This is a genomic window from Galbibacter sp. (assembly GCF_048266365.1).
Lineage (GTDB): Bacteria > Bacteroidota > Bacteroidia > Flavobacteriales > Flavobacteriaceae > Galbibacter.
Window position 1 is genome coordinate 105,172 of the sequence record NZ_JBLWZP010000001.1, and the last position, 12,388, is coordinate 117,559.

A 12,388-nucleotide genomic window follows, 5' to 3' on the forward strand; every position below is an offset into this window, starting at 1 on the left:
AGACAATGAGTGTATTGATTAAACCAATAATTACCGAAAAAGCAACCGCTGATAGCGAGTTGAATAATCGTTATGGTTTCGTTGTTGATACTAGAGCAAACAAGATCCAAATTAAGGATGCTGTAGAGGCTACTTATGGTGTTTCTGTTGAAAAAGTTCGAACAATGAATTACGGACCTAAAAGAAGCGTTCGTTACACAAAAACAGGTATCCAGAACGGAAAAACTAACGCTGTTAAGAAAGCAGTTGTTTCAGTTGCCGAAGGGGATATTATTGATTTTTATAGTAATATATAACTAAAGACGAGAGATGTCAGTTAGAAAATTAAAACCGATAACTCCTGGTCAGCGATTTAGAGTAGTAAGCGGATTTGACGCGATTACTACTGATAAGCCGGAGAAAAGCTTGCTTGCTCCGATAAAAAAGACAGGAGGTAGAAACAGTCAAGGAAAAATGACCATGCGCTATTTAGGTGGTGGTCATAAAAGAAAGTATCGTATCATCGACTTTAAAAGAGCTAAAACGGGAGTTGAAGCTACAGTCGAATCTATTCAATACGATCCAAACAGAACAGCATTTATTGCATTAATCATTTACGCAGACGGAGAGAAGAGCTATATCATAGCTCAAAACGGTCTTCAAGTTGGACAAAAAGTTCAATCTGGTACTGGGATTGCTCCTGAGATTGGTAATGCAATGCCTTTAAATGAGGTTCCTTTAGGTACAGTTATTTCTTGTATCGAACTACGTCCAGGTCAGGGAGCTGTTATGGCTCGTTCTGCTGGAGCTTTCGCTCAGCTAATGGCTAGAGAAGGAAAATATGCTACAATTAAACTTCCTTCTGGTGAAACCAGATATGTTTTAGCAAATTGTTTTGCTACTATTGGAGCAGTATCCAACTCGGATCACCAATTATTGGTTTCTGGTAAAGCGGGTAGAACTCGTTGGTTAGGAAGAAGACCTAGAACTAGACCTGTAGTTATGAACCCTGTCGATCACCCAATGGGTGGTGGTGAAGGAAGAGCTTCCGGAGGTCACCCAAGATCTAGAAATGGAATTCCAGCTAAAGGTTACAGAACCAGAGCTAAATCCAAGGCGAGTAATAAGTATATTTTAGAACGTAGAAAGAAATAAAGTATTAAGAGATGGCACGTTCACTGAAAAAAGGACCTTACGTTCACTATAGTTTAGAGAAAAAAGTTCAACAGAATGTTGAATCAGGTAAGAAGTCAGTTATTAAGACTTGGTCTAGGGCATCAATGATTACCCCTGACTTTGTAGGTCAAACAATAGCTGTGCATAATGGCCGCCAATTTGTTCCGGTATATGTTACTGAGAACATGGTGGGTCACAAATTAGGAGAATTTTCACCAACAAGATCTTTTAGAGGTCACGCTGGTGCGAAAAATAAAGGAAAAAAATAATAAGTAGCCATGGGAGTTCGTAAAAGATTAAGAGCAGAGCAAATAAAAGAGGCTAAGAAAAGCTTAGCGTTTGCAAAGTTGAATAACTGCCCAACCTCTCCAAGAAAAATGAGGCTAGTTGCTGATTTAGTTCGTGGTGAAGATGTTGAAAAGGCACTTGCTATTTTGAAATTTAGTCAAAAAGAGGCATCTCGTCGTTTGGAGAAATTGGTAGTTTCTGCTATTGCAAACTGGCAATCGAAAAACGAGGATGCTGATATTGAGGCAGCAAATTTATTTGTTCAGGAGATCAAGGTGGATAGCGGGAGTATGTTAAAAAGACTACGTCCGGCACCGCAAGGTCGCGCACACAGAATTAGAAAACGTTCCAACCACGTAACTGTGGTAATCGGAGCTAAAAATAACACACAAAGTTAATAGATAGATAGTATGGGACAGAAAACAAATCCAATCGGTAATCGCCTAGGTATCATCAGAGGTTGGGAGTCCAACTGGTACGGAGGTAATGACTATGGAGATAAACTTGCTGAAGACGATAAAGTCAGAAAGTATATCCATGCACGTTTGTCTAAAGCTAGTGTGTCTAGAGTAATTATTGAGCGTACATTGAAGCTTGTAACCGTTACTATCACTACTGCCCGTCCTGGTATTATTATCGGGAAAGGTGGTCAGGAGGTAGACAAGTTGAAAGAAGAGCTTAAGAAAATTACTGACAAGGAAGTTCAAATCAATATTTTTGAAATCAAAAGACCTGAGCTTGATGCGAATCTTGTTGCTGCTAGTGTTGCTCGTCAAATTGAAAATCGTATTTCATACAGACGTGCAATTAAAATGGCTATTGCTGCAGCAATGCGTATGAATGCTGAAGGGATTAAAATAATGATTTCAGGGCGTTTGAACGGAGCCGAAATGGCACGTTCGGAGCACTATAAAGATGGACGTATTCCTTTGTCTACATTTAGAGCTGATATTGATTACGCTTTACATGAAGCTCATACTACCTATGGTAGATTGGGAATTAAAGTGTGGATCATGAAAGGCGAGGTTTATGGTAAGAGAGAACTTTCTCCGCTTGTAGGAATGTCGAAAAAACAGTCTGGCAAACAAGGAGGAGGATCAAACGCAGGAGCAAGAAAATCTCGTCGTAGAAAGTAATTTTTTAAAGTAAAAGAAAAATGTTACAGCCGAAAAGAACAAAATACCGCAAGCAGCAGAAAGGCCGTATGAAAGGGATCTCTCAAAGAGGTCATGAACTTTCAAATGGTATGTTTGGGATAAAATCAATAGATTCTTCATTCATCACAGCGCGTCAAATTGAAGCAGCTCGTGTTGCCGCTACTCGTTATATGAAGAGAGAAGGGCAATTATGGATCAAAATTTTCCCGGACAAACCTATCACCAAAAAGCCTCTTGAGGTACGTATGGGTAAAGGTAAAGGTGCTCCAGAATACTGGGCAGCGATAGTAAAACCAGGTAGAATTATGTTTGAAATAGGCGGTGTGCCTATGGATGTTGCTAAAGAAGCATTGCGTTTAGCAGCTCAGAAACTACCTGTAAAAACGAAGTTTATTGTAGCTAGAGATTATTCAGCTTAATCACAAAGAGATTATGAAACAATCAGAAATTAGAGAATTATCTACAGCTGAGCTACAAGAAAAGCTTGGTGTTGTTAAAAAGCAATATGCAGATTTAAAATTGGCTCACGCTGTTTCGCCATTGGAAAATCCACTTGAATTGAGAAGTACAAGAAGAACTGTGGCAAGATTAGCAACTGAGCTTACTAAAAGAGAATTACAATAATTCGATTCTGCTAAAGATGGAAAATAGAAATTTAAGAAAAGAAAGAATAGGAGTAGTTACAAGTAACAAAATGCAGAAATCTATAGTGGTTTCTGAAGTTAAACGTGTAAAACACCCTATGTACGGTAAGTTCGTGTTAAAAACTAAGAAATACGTTGCGCACGACGAAAAGGACGATTGCAACATCGGTGATACTGTAAAGATCATGGAAACAAGACCTTTGAGTAAAACCAAATGTTGGAGATTAGTTGAAATTATTGAAAGAGCGAAATAATTATGGTACAACAGGAATCAAGATTAAAAGTAGCAGATAACACGGGAGCTAAAGAAGTTTTAACTATCCGTGTTCTAGGAGGTACTAAAAGAAGATACGCTTCTGTTGGTGACAAAATTGTCGTTACCATTAAAGATGCCACTCCAAACGGAAACGTTAAAAAAGGACAGGTATCTACAGCAGTTGTAGTTCGTACCAAAAAAGAAGTGAGAAGACCTGATGGTTCTTACATTCGCTTTGATGATAATGCTTGTGTGCTCTTAAACCCAACAGGTGAAATGCGTGGAACACGTGTTTTCGGTCCAGTGGCTAGAGAATTGCGCGATAAGCAGTTTATGAAAATTGTATCATTAGCACCAGAGGTGCTTTAATTCATCTGAAAATGATAAAACTAAAGATCAAATCAGGAGATACTGTTAAGGTTAACGCCGGAGAGAACAAAGGTGCTCAAGGGAAGGTCCTTAAAGTAGATCGTGAGAAAAATAAAGCGATTGTAGAGGGTGTTAATATGGTGAAAAAACACCAAAAGCCTAGTGCTACCAATCCTCAAGGAGGAATCGTTGAAAAAGAAGCTTTTATCCATATTTCTAACCTATCATTACTCGATCCTAAATCAGGAGAAGCAACGAAAGTTGGTTTTGAAGTAAGAGACGGTAAGAAAGTGAGATTTTCTAAGAAATCTAATGAAGTAATTTAATTATGGCTTACGTTCCAAGATTAAAACAAGAGTATAAGGAAAGAGTAATTTCTGCTCTTACAGAAGAATTTGGGTATGCAAATGTTATGCAGGTTCCTAAATTAGAAAAGATTGTTATTAGCCGTGGAGTTGGTGCAGCAGTTGCAGATAAAAAGTTAATCGAATACGCAGTAGACGAGTTGACAAAGATATCTGGACAAAAAGCTGTATCTACTATATCTAAAAAAGACGTTGCATCGTTCAAACTTCGTAAAGGTATGCCTATCGGGGCAAAAGTTACTTTGAGAGGTGAGCGTATGTTCGAGTTCTTAGATAGATTGATTACTTCAGCCTTACCGCGAGTAAGAGATTTTAATGGTATCAAAGCCAATGGTTTTGACGGAAGAGGAAATTATAACCTTGGGGTGACCGAGCAAATTATTTTCCCTGAGATCAACATCGATAGGGTACATAAAGTTGCAGGTATGGATATTACCATTGTAACTTCTGCTCCAACCGATAAGGAAGCAAAATCATTATTAAGCGAATTAGGATTACCTTTTAAAAAGAATTAAGACATGGCTAAAGAATCAATGAAAGCCCGTGAAAGGAAAAGAGAAAGAATGGTAGCAAAGTATGCTGAGAAAAGAAAAGCTTTGAAAGAAGCCGGAGATTACGAGGCATTACAAAAACTACCTGCAAACGCTTCTCCGGTACGTTTACACAACCGTTGTAAATTAACCGGTAGACCTAAAGGGTATATGCGAACTTTCGGTATTTCTCGTGTAACATTCAGAGAAATGGCTAACAACGGGTTGATCCCAGGAGTTAAGAAAGCTAGCTGGTAATAAGAATTTTAACTGGTTGTAAGTTCGCATGATGCGAAAACTATGACCGCAAATTAATATAGATGTATACAGATCCTATAGCAGATTATTTAACAAGAATTAGAAACGCGAACAGCGCTGGTCACAGAGTGGTAGAAATACCAGCTTCTAACCTTAAAAAAGACATTACTAAAATATTATTCGACCAAGGGTATATTTTAAGTTATAAATTTGAGGACGACAAAGTGCAAGGTACAATCAAGATCGCTTTAAAGTATGACAAGCTAACAAAAGAGCCTGTTATCAAAAATCTTAAGCGTGTGAGTACACCTGGATTGCGTAAGTATGTCGGAAAAGACGAACTTCCACGAGTTCTAAACGGACTTGGTATTGCAGTTGTGTCAACTTCTCACGGAGTAATGACCTCTAAGCAAGCCCAGAAAGAGAGTGTTGGTGGAGAAGTGTTGTGTTACGTTTACTAATATATAAAGACAAGAAGAAATGTCAAGAGTAGGTAATAGTCCCATAGCGATTCCGGAAGGAGTAACTATAGATATTAAAGACGACGAAGTTACCGTAAAAGGTAAACTAGGAGAACTTAAGCAAACTGTTTCCGGTATCGCTGCAAAAGTGGAAGACGGAATGGTTGTTTTAGAGCGTCCAACAGAAGATAAGAAAGACAAATCTAAGCATGGTCTTTACAGATCTTTGATCAACAATATGGTGATTGGAGTTTCTCAAGGCTTTACTAAAGAATTAGAATTTGTAGGTGTTGGTTACAGAGCAAGCAATCAAGGTCAAAAATTGGACCTTGCAGTTGGATTCTCTCACAACATTGTATTAGATTTAGCTCCTGAAGTAAAAGTTGAAACGGTTTCAGAAAAAGGTAAAAATCCGATTGTAAAGTTAACCTCTATCGACAAACAATTAGTTGGTCAGGTTGCTGCCAAAATCAGATCTTTCCGTAAACCTGAGCCTTACAAAGGAAAAGGAATTAAATTTGTAGGAGAAGAATTAAGAAGAAAAGCAGGTAAATCAGCTTAATAACTAGCATTATGGCATTATCAAAGACTGAAAGAAGACAAAGAATAAAAAACAGAATCCGCAAGGTGGTTTCTGGAACAGAAGCTAGACCAAGATTAGCTGTTTTTAGAAGCAATAAAGAAATATACGCTCAATTGGTAGATGATGTAACTGGAAAAACTTTAGTTGCAGCATCGTCAAGAGACAAAGAAATAAGTTCTGAAAAAGGTACTAAATCTGAAATAGCTGCCCTAGTAGGTAAAGCTGTTGCAGAGAAAGCTAAGAGCGCCGGAGTTGAAACTGTTTCTTTTGATAGAGGTGGTTATTTGTATCACGGAAGAGTTAAATCATTAGCAGACAGTGCTAGAGAAGCAGGACTTAAATTCTAAGAAAATATGTATCAAGATTATAAAAACGTAGAATTAGTAAAACCTGGCGGACTAGAGCTTAAAGATCGTCTGGTAGGTGTACAAAGAGTTACTAAAGTTACTAAGGGAGGTAGAGCATTTGGATTTTCTGCAATTGTAGTTGTTGGAGATGAGAATGGTGTAGTTGGTCAAGGATTAGGTAAATCTAAAGAGGTAGCCGATGCTATTTCTAAAGCGGTTGAAGACGCTAAGAAAAACTTAATTCGCATCCCTCTTAACAAAGGTACATTACCTCACGAACAAAAAGGAAAATACGGTGGTGCTCGCGTTTACATCCAGCCTGCCTCACACGGTACCGGGGTTATTGCCGGTGGTGCTGTACGTGCGGTACTGGAATCAGTTGGAGTACAAGACGTACTTTCTAAGTCTCAAGGGTCTTCTAACCCGCACAATGTAGTTAAAGCTACCTTTGACGCGCTATTGCGTTTGAGAGATGCTAAAACAATTGCTGCGCAAAGAGGAATTTCTCTAGAGAAAGTTTTTAAAGGATAAATCAAGGGTATCATGGGAAAAATTAAAGTTACACAAGTAAGAAGCCAAATAAAACGTCCAGAATCACAAAAGAGGACGTTAGAAGCACTAGGCCTAAAGGGTATTGGGCAAGTTGTGGAGCATGATGCAACACCGAACATCCTTGGTATGGTAAAAAAAGTAGAACACTTAGTTTCTGTAGTAGAAGCTTAATAACAAAATAGTGATGAATTTAAGTAACTTACAACCCGCTAAAGGTTCAGTACATAAAGACGGAAAAAGAGTCGGTCGTGGTCAAGGCTCCGGAAAAGGTGGTACAGCCACCCGTGGACACAAAGGAGCTAAGTCACGTTCTGGTTACTCTAAGAAGATTGGCTTTGAAGGAGGTCAGATGCCACTTCAAAGACGTGTTCCTAAGTTTGGATTTAACAATATCAATCGCAAAGAATACGTAGGTATCAATTTAAATAAGTTACAAGAATTGGTTGATAAAGGTGTTGTAACAGACACTGTTGATTTAGATGTTTTAGTAAATAACAACGTTGTTAATTCTACAGACTTAGTTAAAATACTAGGTGGAGGAGAACTAAAAGCTAAATTAAAAATATCAGTACATAAATTTACCGCCAGTGCAAAAGCAGCTATTGAAGCAGCCGGAGGTGAAGCAGTAAGTTTATAACCAACACGTAACCATGAAGAATTTTATAGAGACATTACGCAATATCTGGAAAATTGAGGAGCTAAGATCTAGAATCATAGTAACTCTAGGGCTCTTATTAGTTTACCGTTTTGGAGCTCAGGTAGTTTTACCGGGTATTGATACACAACAATTGGCAGAATTATCCTCCAGAACAGATGGAGGTGGTCTATTGGGTATCCTGAACGCATTTACTGGAGGAGCATTCGCGAATGCTTCCTTCTTTGCACTGGGAATTATGCCTTATATCTCCGCTTCTATTGTGGTGCAATTAATGGGACTTGCTATTCCTTACCTTCAGAAATTACAGAAAGAAGGTGAGAGTGGTAGAAAAACCATAAACCAAATTACCCGTTGGTTAACCATTGGGATCTGTTTGGTTCAAGCACCGGCCTATTTGTATTCTCTAGGGTCTCTAGGAGTTCCGGACAGTGCATTTATCGTAGGTAAAGGACTGGATTTTATGATTCCTGCCGTACTTATTCTAGTAACAGGAACCATTTTTGCCATGTGGTTGGGAGAAAAAATTACAGATAAAGGAATCGGTAATGGTATCTCACTTCTAATCATGGTAGGTATTATTGCAACTATGCCTCAGGCATTTGTTCAAGAATTTGTTTCCAGAACTTCTGGATCAAATGGCGGACTTATGCTAATTCTAATCGAAATCATTATTTGGTTTGTAATCATTCTTGCATGTATCATGCTTGTGATGGCTACTCGTCAAATCCCTGTGCAGTACGCTCGTCGTACCGCTTCAGGAGGTTATGAGAAGAACGTATTTGGTTCCAGACAATACATACCACTTAAATTGAACGCCTCTGGTGTAATGCCTATTATTTTCGCACAGGCCATTATGTTTGCGCCTGCCTATATCGGTAGAATAGGAGCGTTAAAGGACACTGGAACAGGGCAATGGTTGCAAACTGAGTTTAGTAATATCTTCGGTTTGTGGTACAACATAGTTTTTGCGCTATTAATTATAATATTTACGTATTTTTACACCGCAATTACAGTACCTACTAATAAGATGGCTGATGATCTAAAAAGAAGTGGTGGATTTATTCCAGGGATTCGTCCCGGAAAAGAAACCGGCGACTATTTAGATAAGATAATGTCTTTGATCACCTTCCCTGGTTCGTTGTTTTTGGCACTTATAGCAGTTTTACCTGCCATTGTGTTGTCATTAATGGGAGTTCAACAAGGATGGGCACTGTTCTACGGTGGAACCTCTCTACTAATTATGGTAGGGGTTGCCATCGATACAATGCAACAGGTGAATTCATATTTACTAAACCGCCATTACGACGGTTTAATGAAAACAGGTAAAAATAGAAAAGTTGTAGCTTAATTATGGCAAAACAACCAGCAATAGAACAAGATGGAAGCATCATAGAGGCATTGTCAAATGCAATGTTTCGAGTTGAATTAGAAAATGGTCACATAGTAACGGCTCATATTTCCGGGAAAATGCGTATGCATTACATTAAATTGTTACCGGGGGACAAGGTTAAACTTGAAATGAGTCCTTACGACCTTACAAAAGCAAGAATTACTTATAGATATTAAGAGATGAAAGTAAGAGCATCCGTTAAGAAAAGGAGTCCCGAGTGCAAAATTGTGCGTAGAAAAGGGAGATTGTATGTAATTAATAAAAAGAATCCTAGATTTAAACAAAGACAAGGGTAGTTATGGCTAGAATCGCAGGAGTAGACTTACCAAAGAACAAAAGAGGAGTTATTGGATTAACTTACATCTTTGGAGTAGGAAACAGTAGAGCTAAAGAGATCTTAGAAAAGGCTCAAGTTAGTGAAGATACTAAGGTTAATGATTGGAATGATGATGAGATCGCTCGAATAAGAGAGGCTGTATCATTTTTCAAGATCGAAGGAGAACTTCGTTCTGAAATCCAGATGAACATTAAGCGTTTAATGGATATCGGTTGTCAAAGAGGTATTCGTCATAGAGCAGGTCTTCCACTTAGAGGACAACGCACTAAGAATAACTCTAGAACAAGAAAAGGTAAAAGAAAAACTGTTGCTAACAAGAAAAAGGCAACTAAATAATTCGTAGCTTAATTATGGCAAAGTCAAATACAAAAACTGCTAAGAAACGCAAGGTTATAGTAGAATCTGTAGGAGAAGCTCACATAGCTGCGTCGTTCAACAACGTAATCATCTCCTTGACCAACAAAAAAGGAGATGTTGTTGCTTGGTCTTCAGCAGGTAAAATGGGATTCAGAGGTTCTAAGAAAAATACTCCTTACGCAGCTCAAGTTGCAGCAGAAGATGCTTCAAAAGTAGGTCATGAAGCGGGTCTTAGAAAAGTAAAAGTGTACGTGAAGGGACCTGGTTCTGGTAGAGAATCAGCAATCCGTTCCATCCACAATGCTGGAATTGAGGTAACTGAGATCATCGATGTTACTCCATTACCACACAACGGATGTCGTCCACCGAAAAGAAGAAGAGTTTAATTAATTTAATGTTCACTGAAGGTTTTTACGATTATCGAAGGATAGCCTTAATTCATAATCACCTTCAAAATAACTAAAGACATGGCAAGATATACAGGTCCAAAAACTAAAATTGCCCGTAAGTTTGGAGAGGCAATTTTCGGAGATGATAAGTCTTTCGAAAAAAGAAATTACCCTCCAGGGCAACACGGAAATAACCGTAGAAGAGGTAAAAAGTCTGAATATGCAATCCAGTTAATGGAGAAGCAAAAAGCAAAATACTCTTACGGTATTTTAGAAAAACAATTTAGAAACCTTTTTGATAAAGCTAACGCTAACAAAGGTGTAACCGGTGTTGTACTATTACAACTTTGTGAGTCACGTTTGGACAACGTGGTTTATAGAATGGGTATTGCTCCATCTAGACGTGGGGCTAGACAATTGGTTTCTCACAGACACATTACCGTTAACGGTGAAATCGTAAACATACCGTCTTATCAATTGAAACCAGGTGATGTAGTTGGAGTAAGAGAAAAATCAAAATCGTTAGAAGCTATCGAAAGATCACTTTCTAACAACAGTACTGTTTACGAATGGTTAACATGGAATGGTGAGAAAATGGAAGGTAGCTTTGTAGCAATTCCAGAACGTATCCAAATTCCTGAAAACATCAAAGAGCAATTAATCGTCGAGTTATACTCTAAATAATAATTAGACAGCAGTCGTACTATGGCAATACTAAATTTTCAGAAGCCCGATAAAGTTATAATGATCGATTCAACCGATTTCGAAGGTAAGTTTGAATTCAGACCTTTGGAACCCGGATTTGGATTAACCGTTGGTAACGCATTACGAAGAGTTCTTTTATCTTCACTAGAAGGTTACGCAATAACCTCTGTTCGTATGGATGAAGTAGAACACGAATTTTCTACCATCGAAGGAGTTGTTGAAGATGTAACTGAGATCATCTTAAACTTAAAGCAAGTTCGCTTTAAAAAACAGATTGATGATGTGGATAACGAAACTGTTTCTATGTCTATCTCAGGTAAAGATCAAATCACGGCTGGGGATTTCCAAAAATTTGTAACAGGATTCCAGGTGTTAAATCCGGATCTTGTTATCTGTAACTTGGATGCGAAGGTGGCAATCAATATGGAAATCACCATAGAAAAGGGTAGAGGGTATGTGCCTGCAGAAGAAAACAAGAAAGCTAACGCTCCTCTTGGAACGATCTTTACAGACGCAATTTATACTCCTATTAAGAATGTTAAATTCAGCATCGAGAATTTCCGTGTAGAACAAAAGACAGATTACGAAAAATTAATTTTCGAAATCATCTCTGACGGTTCTATACATCCGAAAGATGCCTTGACTGAAGCTGCTAAGATTTTAATCCATCACTTTATGTTGTTCTCTGATGAACGCATTACCCTTGAAGCTGATGAGATTGCACAGACCGAAACCTATGATGAAGAATCATTACACATGCGTCAGTTGTTAAAAACTAAGCTTGTGGACATGGATCTATCAGTTCGTGCATTGAACTGTTTAAAAGCAGCAGAAGTAGATACATTGGGTGACCTGGTATCTTATAATAAGAACGACTTGATGAAGTTCAGAAACTTTGGTAAAAAATCACTCACAGAACTTGAAGAACTTGTAGGAAATAAGGGACTTAGTTTTGGAATGGATTTAGCCAAATACAAATTAGATAAAGATTAGTAACAACTCAATCTTCATATTTTGCTCCCTAGAAAAGGTTTGAGCAAGATGAAGGTTTAAATTTAATGTCATGAGACACGGAAAGAAATTTAATCACTTAGGTAGAAAAACTGCACATAGAAGAGCTATGTTGGCCAATATGGCATGTTCTTTAATAGAACATAAACGTATCAACACTACCCTTGCGAAAGCAAAAGCTCTAAAACAGTTTATCGAACCTTTAGTGACAAAATCCAAAGAAGACACTACACACAACAGACGTATTGTTTTTACTAAAATTAGAGACAAATTCGCTGTAACAGAGTTGTTCAGAGAAGTTGCTCCAAAAGTTGGTGACAGACCAGGTGGATACACCCGTATCATTAAGTTAGGAAACCGTTTAGGGGATAACGCTGATATGGCAATGATCGAATTGGTAGATTTCAACGAAGTTTACAACGCCGGTAAGCCTGCTAAAAAGAAAACTACTCGTAGAGGTAGAAGTAAGAAGGTTGAAGACACTGTAGTTGAGACTCCTCAAGCAGAAGTTGCTCCAGAGAAGAAAGACGAAAGTGCAGAAGAAAAACCTGAAACTTCACAAGAATAGTGATTAAT

The 12,388-nt window shown here is 38.2% G+C and carries 26 protein-coding genes; all 26 read left to right on the plus strand.

Annotation, left to right across the window (positions count from 1 at the left end; genetic code table 11):
- Positions 1-5: 5 nt before the first annotated feature.
- Positions 6-296 carry a 50S ribosomal protein L23 gene (rplW, locus tag ACN0TV_RS00445; RefSeq protein ID WP_417359015.1) on the plus strand — a complete coding sequence of 97 codons (291 nt, stop codon included), beginning with the start codon at positions 6-8 and terminating at the stop codon, positions 294-296.
- A 13-nt stretch (positions 297-309) separates the two neighbouring features.
- Entirely contained in the window at positions 310-1,134 is an 825-nt protein-coding gene (rplB, locus tag ACN0TV_RS00450) for a 50S ribosomal protein L2 (protein WP_417359017.1), read from the plus strand.
- An 11-nt stretch (positions 1,135-1,145) separates the two neighbouring features.
- A complete protein-coding gene (gene rpsS, locus ACN0TV_RS00455; protein ID WP_008992274.1) occupies positions 1,146-1,424 on the plus strand; it encodes a 30S ribosomal protein S19 in 279 nt (92 codons plus the stop codon).
- A 9-nt stretch (positions 1,425-1,433) separates the two neighbouring features.
- Positions 1,434-1,841 carry a 50S ribosomal protein L22 gene (gene rplV, locus ACN0TV_RS00460; RefSeq protein ID WP_417359020.1) on the plus strand — a complete coding sequence of 136 codons (408 nt, stop codon included), beginning with the start codon at positions 1,434-1,436 and terminating at the stop codon, positions 1,839-1,841.
- Between the two features lie 12 nt (positions 1,842-1,853).
- Positions 1,854-2,579, plus strand: coding sequence for a 30S ribosomal protein S3 (rpsC, locus tag ACN0TV_RS00465; RefSeq protein WP_417359022.1), 726 nt, complete (start codon positions 1,854-1,856; stop codon positions 2,577-2,579).
- Positions 2,580-2,599: 20 nt separating this feature from the next.
- Positions 2,600-3,019, plus strand: coding sequence for a 50S ribosomal protein L16 (rplP, locus tag ACN0TV_RS00470; protein ID WP_417359024.1), 420 nt, complete (start codon positions 2,600-2,602; stop codon positions 3,017-3,019).
- Positions 3,020-3,032: 13 nt separating this feature from the next.
- Positions 3,033-3,224, plus strand: coding sequence for a 50S ribosomal protein L29 (rpmC, locus tag ACN0TV_RS00475; RefSeq protein ID WP_008992270.1), 192 nt, complete (start codon positions 3,033-3,035; stop codon positions 3,222-3,224).
- Positions 3,225-3,240: 16 nt separating this feature from the next.
- Entirely contained in the window at positions 3,241-3,498 is a 258-nt protein-coding gene (gene rpsQ / locus ACN0TV_RS00480) for a 30S ribosomal protein S17 (RefSeq protein ID WP_008613590.1), read from the plus strand.
- Between the two features lie 2 nt (positions 3,499-3,500).
- On the plus strand, positions 3,501-3,869 hold the full coding sequence (gene rplN / locus ACN0TV_RS00485; RefSeq protein ID WP_417359026.1) for a 50S ribosomal protein L14: 369 nt from the start codon (positions 3,501-3,503) through the stop codon (positions 3,867-3,869).
- Positions 3,870-3,880: 11 nt separating this feature from the next.
- Positions 3,881-4,195: a 50S ribosomal protein L24 gene (gene rplX / locus ACN0TV_RS00490; protein WP_417359028.1), complete on the plus strand. Its 315-nt coding sequence runs from the start codon at positions 3,881-3,883 to the stop codon at positions 4,193-4,195.
- Positions 4,196-4,197: 2 nt separating this feature from the next.
- Positions 4,198-4,749 (plus strand): 50S ribosomal protein L5, encoded by a 552-nt coding sequence (gene rplE, locus ACN0TV_RS00495; protein WP_417359030.1) that lies wholly within the window; start codon positions 4,198-4,200, stop codon positions 4,747-4,749.
- Between the two features lie 3 nt (positions 4,750-4,752).
- Positions 4,753-5,022: a 30S ribosomal protein S14 gene (gene rpsN, locus ACN0TV_RS00500; protein WP_417359032.1), complete on the plus strand. Its 270-nt coding sequence runs from the start codon at positions 4,753-4,755 to the stop codon at positions 5,020-5,022.
- 62 nt (positions 5,023-5,084) lie between these two features.
- Positions 5,085-5,483, plus strand: a complete 399-nt coding sequence (rpsH, locus tag ACN0TV_RS00505; protein ID WP_417359034.1) for a 30S ribosomal protein S8 — start codon at positions 5,085-5,087, stop codon at positions 5,481-5,483.
- Between the two features lie 19 nt (positions 5,484-5,502).
- On the plus strand, positions 5,503-6,045 hold the full coding sequence (gene rplF / locus ACN0TV_RS00510; RefSeq protein WP_417359036.1) for a 50S ribosomal protein L6: 543 nt from the start codon (positions 5,503-5,505) through the stop codon (positions 6,043-6,045).
- A gap of 11 nt (positions 6,046-6,056) precedes the next feature.
- Positions 6,057-6,413, plus strand: a complete 357-nt coding sequence (gene rplR / locus ACN0TV_RS00515) for a 50S ribosomal protein L18 (RefSeq protein ID WP_417359038.1) — start codon at positions 6,057-6,059, stop codon at positions 6,411-6,413.
- Positions 6,414-6,419: 6 nt separating this feature from the next.
- Positions 6,420-6,944, plus strand: coding sequence for a 30S ribosomal protein S5 (gene rpsE, locus ACN0TV_RS00520; protein ID WP_417359040.1), 525 nt, complete (start codon positions 6,420-6,422; stop codon positions 6,942-6,944).
- 12 nt (positions 6,945-6,956) lie between these two features.
- Positions 6,957-7,136, plus strand: coding sequence for a 50S ribosomal protein L30 (gene rpmD / locus ACN0TV_RS00525; RefSeq protein WP_417359042.1), 180 nt, complete (start codon positions 6,957-6,959; stop codon positions 7,134-7,136).
- Between the two features lie 13 nt (positions 7,137-7,149).
- A complete protein-coding gene (gene rplO, locus ACN0TV_RS00530; protein WP_417359044.1) occupies positions 7,150-7,602 on the plus strand; it encodes a 50S ribosomal protein L15 in 453 nt (150 codons plus the stop codon).
- 13 nt (positions 7,603-7,615) lie between these two features.
- Positions 7,616-8,971 carry a preprotein translocase subunit SecY gene (gene secY, locus ACN0TV_RS00535; protein ID WP_417359046.1) on the plus strand — a complete coding sequence of 452 codons (1,356 nt, stop codon included), beginning with the start codon at positions 7,616-7,618 and terminating at the stop codon, positions 8,969-8,971.
- A 2-nt stretch (positions 8,972-8,973) separates the two neighbouring features.
- Positions 8,974-9,189 (plus strand): translation initiation factor IF-1, encoded by a 216-nt coding sequence (gene infA, locus ACN0TV_RS00540; protein ID WP_008992257.1) that lies wholly within the window; start codon positions 8,974-8,976, stop codon positions 9,187-9,189.
- Between the two features lie 3 nt (positions 9,190-9,192).
- The gene (gene ykgO / locus ACN0TV_RS00545; RefSeq protein WP_008992256.1) at positions 9,193-9,309 is read left to right on the plus strand and encodes a type B 50S ribosomal protein L36; all 117 of its coding nucleotides are present in this window, start codon (positions 9,193-9,195) and stop codon (positions 9,307-9,309) included.
- Between the two features lie 2 nt (positions 9,310-9,311).
- Positions 9,312-9,686: a 30S ribosomal protein S13 gene (gene rpsM, locus ACN0TV_RS00550; RefSeq protein WP_417359052.1), complete on the plus strand. Its 375-nt coding sequence runs from the start codon at positions 9,312-9,314 to the stop codon at positions 9,684-9,686.
- Positions 9,687-9,700: 14 nt separating this feature from the next.
- Positions 9,701-10,093, plus strand: a complete 393-nt coding sequence (gene rpsK, locus ACN0TV_RS00555) for a 30S ribosomal protein S11 (RefSeq protein ID WP_417359054.1) — start codon at positions 9,701-9,703, stop codon at positions 10,091-10,093.
- 81 nt (positions 10,094-10,174) lie between these two features.
- Positions 10,175-10,780: a 30S ribosomal protein S4 gene (gene rpsD, locus ACN0TV_RS00560; RefSeq protein WP_417359056.1), complete on the plus strand. Its 606-nt coding sequence runs from the start codon at positions 10,175-10,177 to the stop codon at positions 10,778-10,780.
- 21 nt (positions 10,781-10,801) lie between these two features.
- Complete coding sequence (locus ACN0TV_RS00565) at positions 10,802-11,794, plus strand: DNA-directed RNA polymerase subunit alpha (protein WP_417359058.1); 993 nt, start codon at positions 10,802-10,804, stop codon at positions 11,792-11,794.
- Between the two features lie 70 nt (positions 11,795-11,864).
- A complete protein-coding gene (gene rplQ / locus ACN0TV_RS00570; protein WP_417359060.1) occupies positions 11,865-12,380 on the plus strand; it encodes a 50S ribosomal protein L17 in 516 nt (171 codons plus the stop codon).
- Positions 12,381-12,388: the final 8 nt, after the last annotated feature.

Bases quoted from the DNA above. Each gene is read 5' to 3' on its own strand.
- rpsH (WP_417359034.1), top strand. From the start codon at position 5,085: ATGTATACAGATCCTATAGCAGATTATTTAACAAGAATTAGAAACGCG.
- rplX (WP_417359028.1), top strand. From the start codon at position 3,881: ATGATAAAACTAAAGATCAAATCAGGAGATACTGTTAAGGTTAACGCC.
- rplE (WP_417359030.1), top strand. From the start codon at position 4,198: ATGGCTTACGTTCCAAGATTAAAACAAGAGTATAAGGAAAGAGTAATT.
- rpsE (WP_417359040.1), top strand. From the start codon at position 6,420: ATGTATCAAGATTATAAAAACGTAGAATTAGTAAAACCTGGCGGACTA.
- rplQ (WP_417359060.1), top strand. From the start codon at position 11,865: ATGAGACACGGAAAGAAATTTAATCACTTAGGTAGAAAAACTGCACAT.
- secY (WP_417359046.1), top strand. From the start codon at position 7,616: ATGAAGAATTTTATAGAGACATTACGCAATATCTGGAAAATTGAGGAG.
- ykgO (WP_008992256.1), top strand. From the start codon at position 9,193: ATGAAAGTAAGAGCATCCGTTAAGAAAAGGAGTCCCGAGTGCAAAATT.
- rplR (WP_417359038.1), top strand. From the start codon at position 6,057: ATGGCATTATCAAAGACTGAAAGAAGACAAAGAATAAAAAACAGAATC.
- ACN0TV_RS00565 (WP_417359058.1), top strand. From the start codon at position 10,802: ATGGCAATACTAAATTTTCAGAAGCCCGATAAAGTTATAATGATCGAT.
- rpsD (WP_417359056.1), top strand. From the start codon at position 10,175: ATGGCAAGATATACAGGTCCAAAAACTAAAATTGCCCGTAAGTTTGGA.
- rplN (WP_417359026.1), top strand. From the start codon at position 3,501: ATGGTACAACAGGAATCAAGATTAAAAGTAGCAGATAACACGGGAGCT.
- rpsS (WP_008992274.1), top strand. From the start codon at position 1,146: ATGGCACGTTCACTGAAAAAAGGACCTTACGTTCACTATAGTTTAGAG.
- rplV (WP_417359020.1), top strand. From the start codon at position 1,434: ATGGGAGTTCGTAAAAGATTAAGAGCAGAGCAAATAAAAGAGGCTAAG.
- rplW (WP_417359015.1), top strand. From the start codon at position 6: ATGAGTGTATTGATTAAACCAATAATTACCGAAAAAGCAACCGCTGAT.
- rpsN (WP_417359032.1), top strand. From the start codon at position 4,753: ATGGCTAAAGAATCAATGAAAGCCCGTGAAAGGAAAAGAGAAAGAATG.
- rpmD (WP_417359042.1), top strand. From the start codon at position 6,957: ATGGGAAAAATTAAAGTTACACAAGTAAGAAGCCAAATAAAACGTCCA.
- rpsC (WP_417359022.1), top strand. From the start codon at position 1,854: ATGGGACAGAAAACAAATCCAATCGGTAATCGCCTAGGTATCATCAGA.
- rplP (WP_417359024.1), top strand. From the start codon at position 2,600: ATGTTACAGCCGAAAAGAACAAAATACCGCAAGCAGCAGAAAGGCCGT.
- rplO (WP_417359044.1), top strand. From the start codon at position 7,150: ATGAATTTAAGTAACTTACAACCCGCTAAAGGTTCAGTACATAAAGAC.
- rplB (WP_417359017.1), top strand. From the start codon at position 310: ATGTCAGTTAGAAAATTAAAACCGATAACTCCTGGTCAGCGATTTAGA.
- rpmC (WP_008992270.1), top strand. From the start codon at position 3,033: ATGAAACAATCAGAAATTAGAGAATTATCTACAGCTGAGCTACAAGAA.
- infA (WP_008992257.1), top strand. From the start codon at position 8,974: ATGGCAAAACAACCAGCAATAGAACAAGATGGAAGCATCATAGAGGCA.
- rpsQ (WP_008613590.1), top strand. From the start codon at position 3,241: ATGGAAAATAGAAATTTAAGAAAAGAAAGAATAGGAGTAGTTACAAGT.
- rplF (WP_417359036.1), top strand. From the start codon at position 5,503: ATGTCAAGAGTAGGTAATAGTCCCATAGCGATTCCGGAAGGAGTAACT.
- rpsM (WP_417359052.1), top strand. From the start codon at position 9,312: ATGGCTAGAATCGCAGGAGTAGACTTACCAAAGAACAAAAGAGGAGTT.
- rpsK (WP_417359054.1), top strand. From the start codon at position 9,701: ATGGCAAAGTCAAATACAAAAACTGCTAAGAAACGCAAGGTTATAGTA.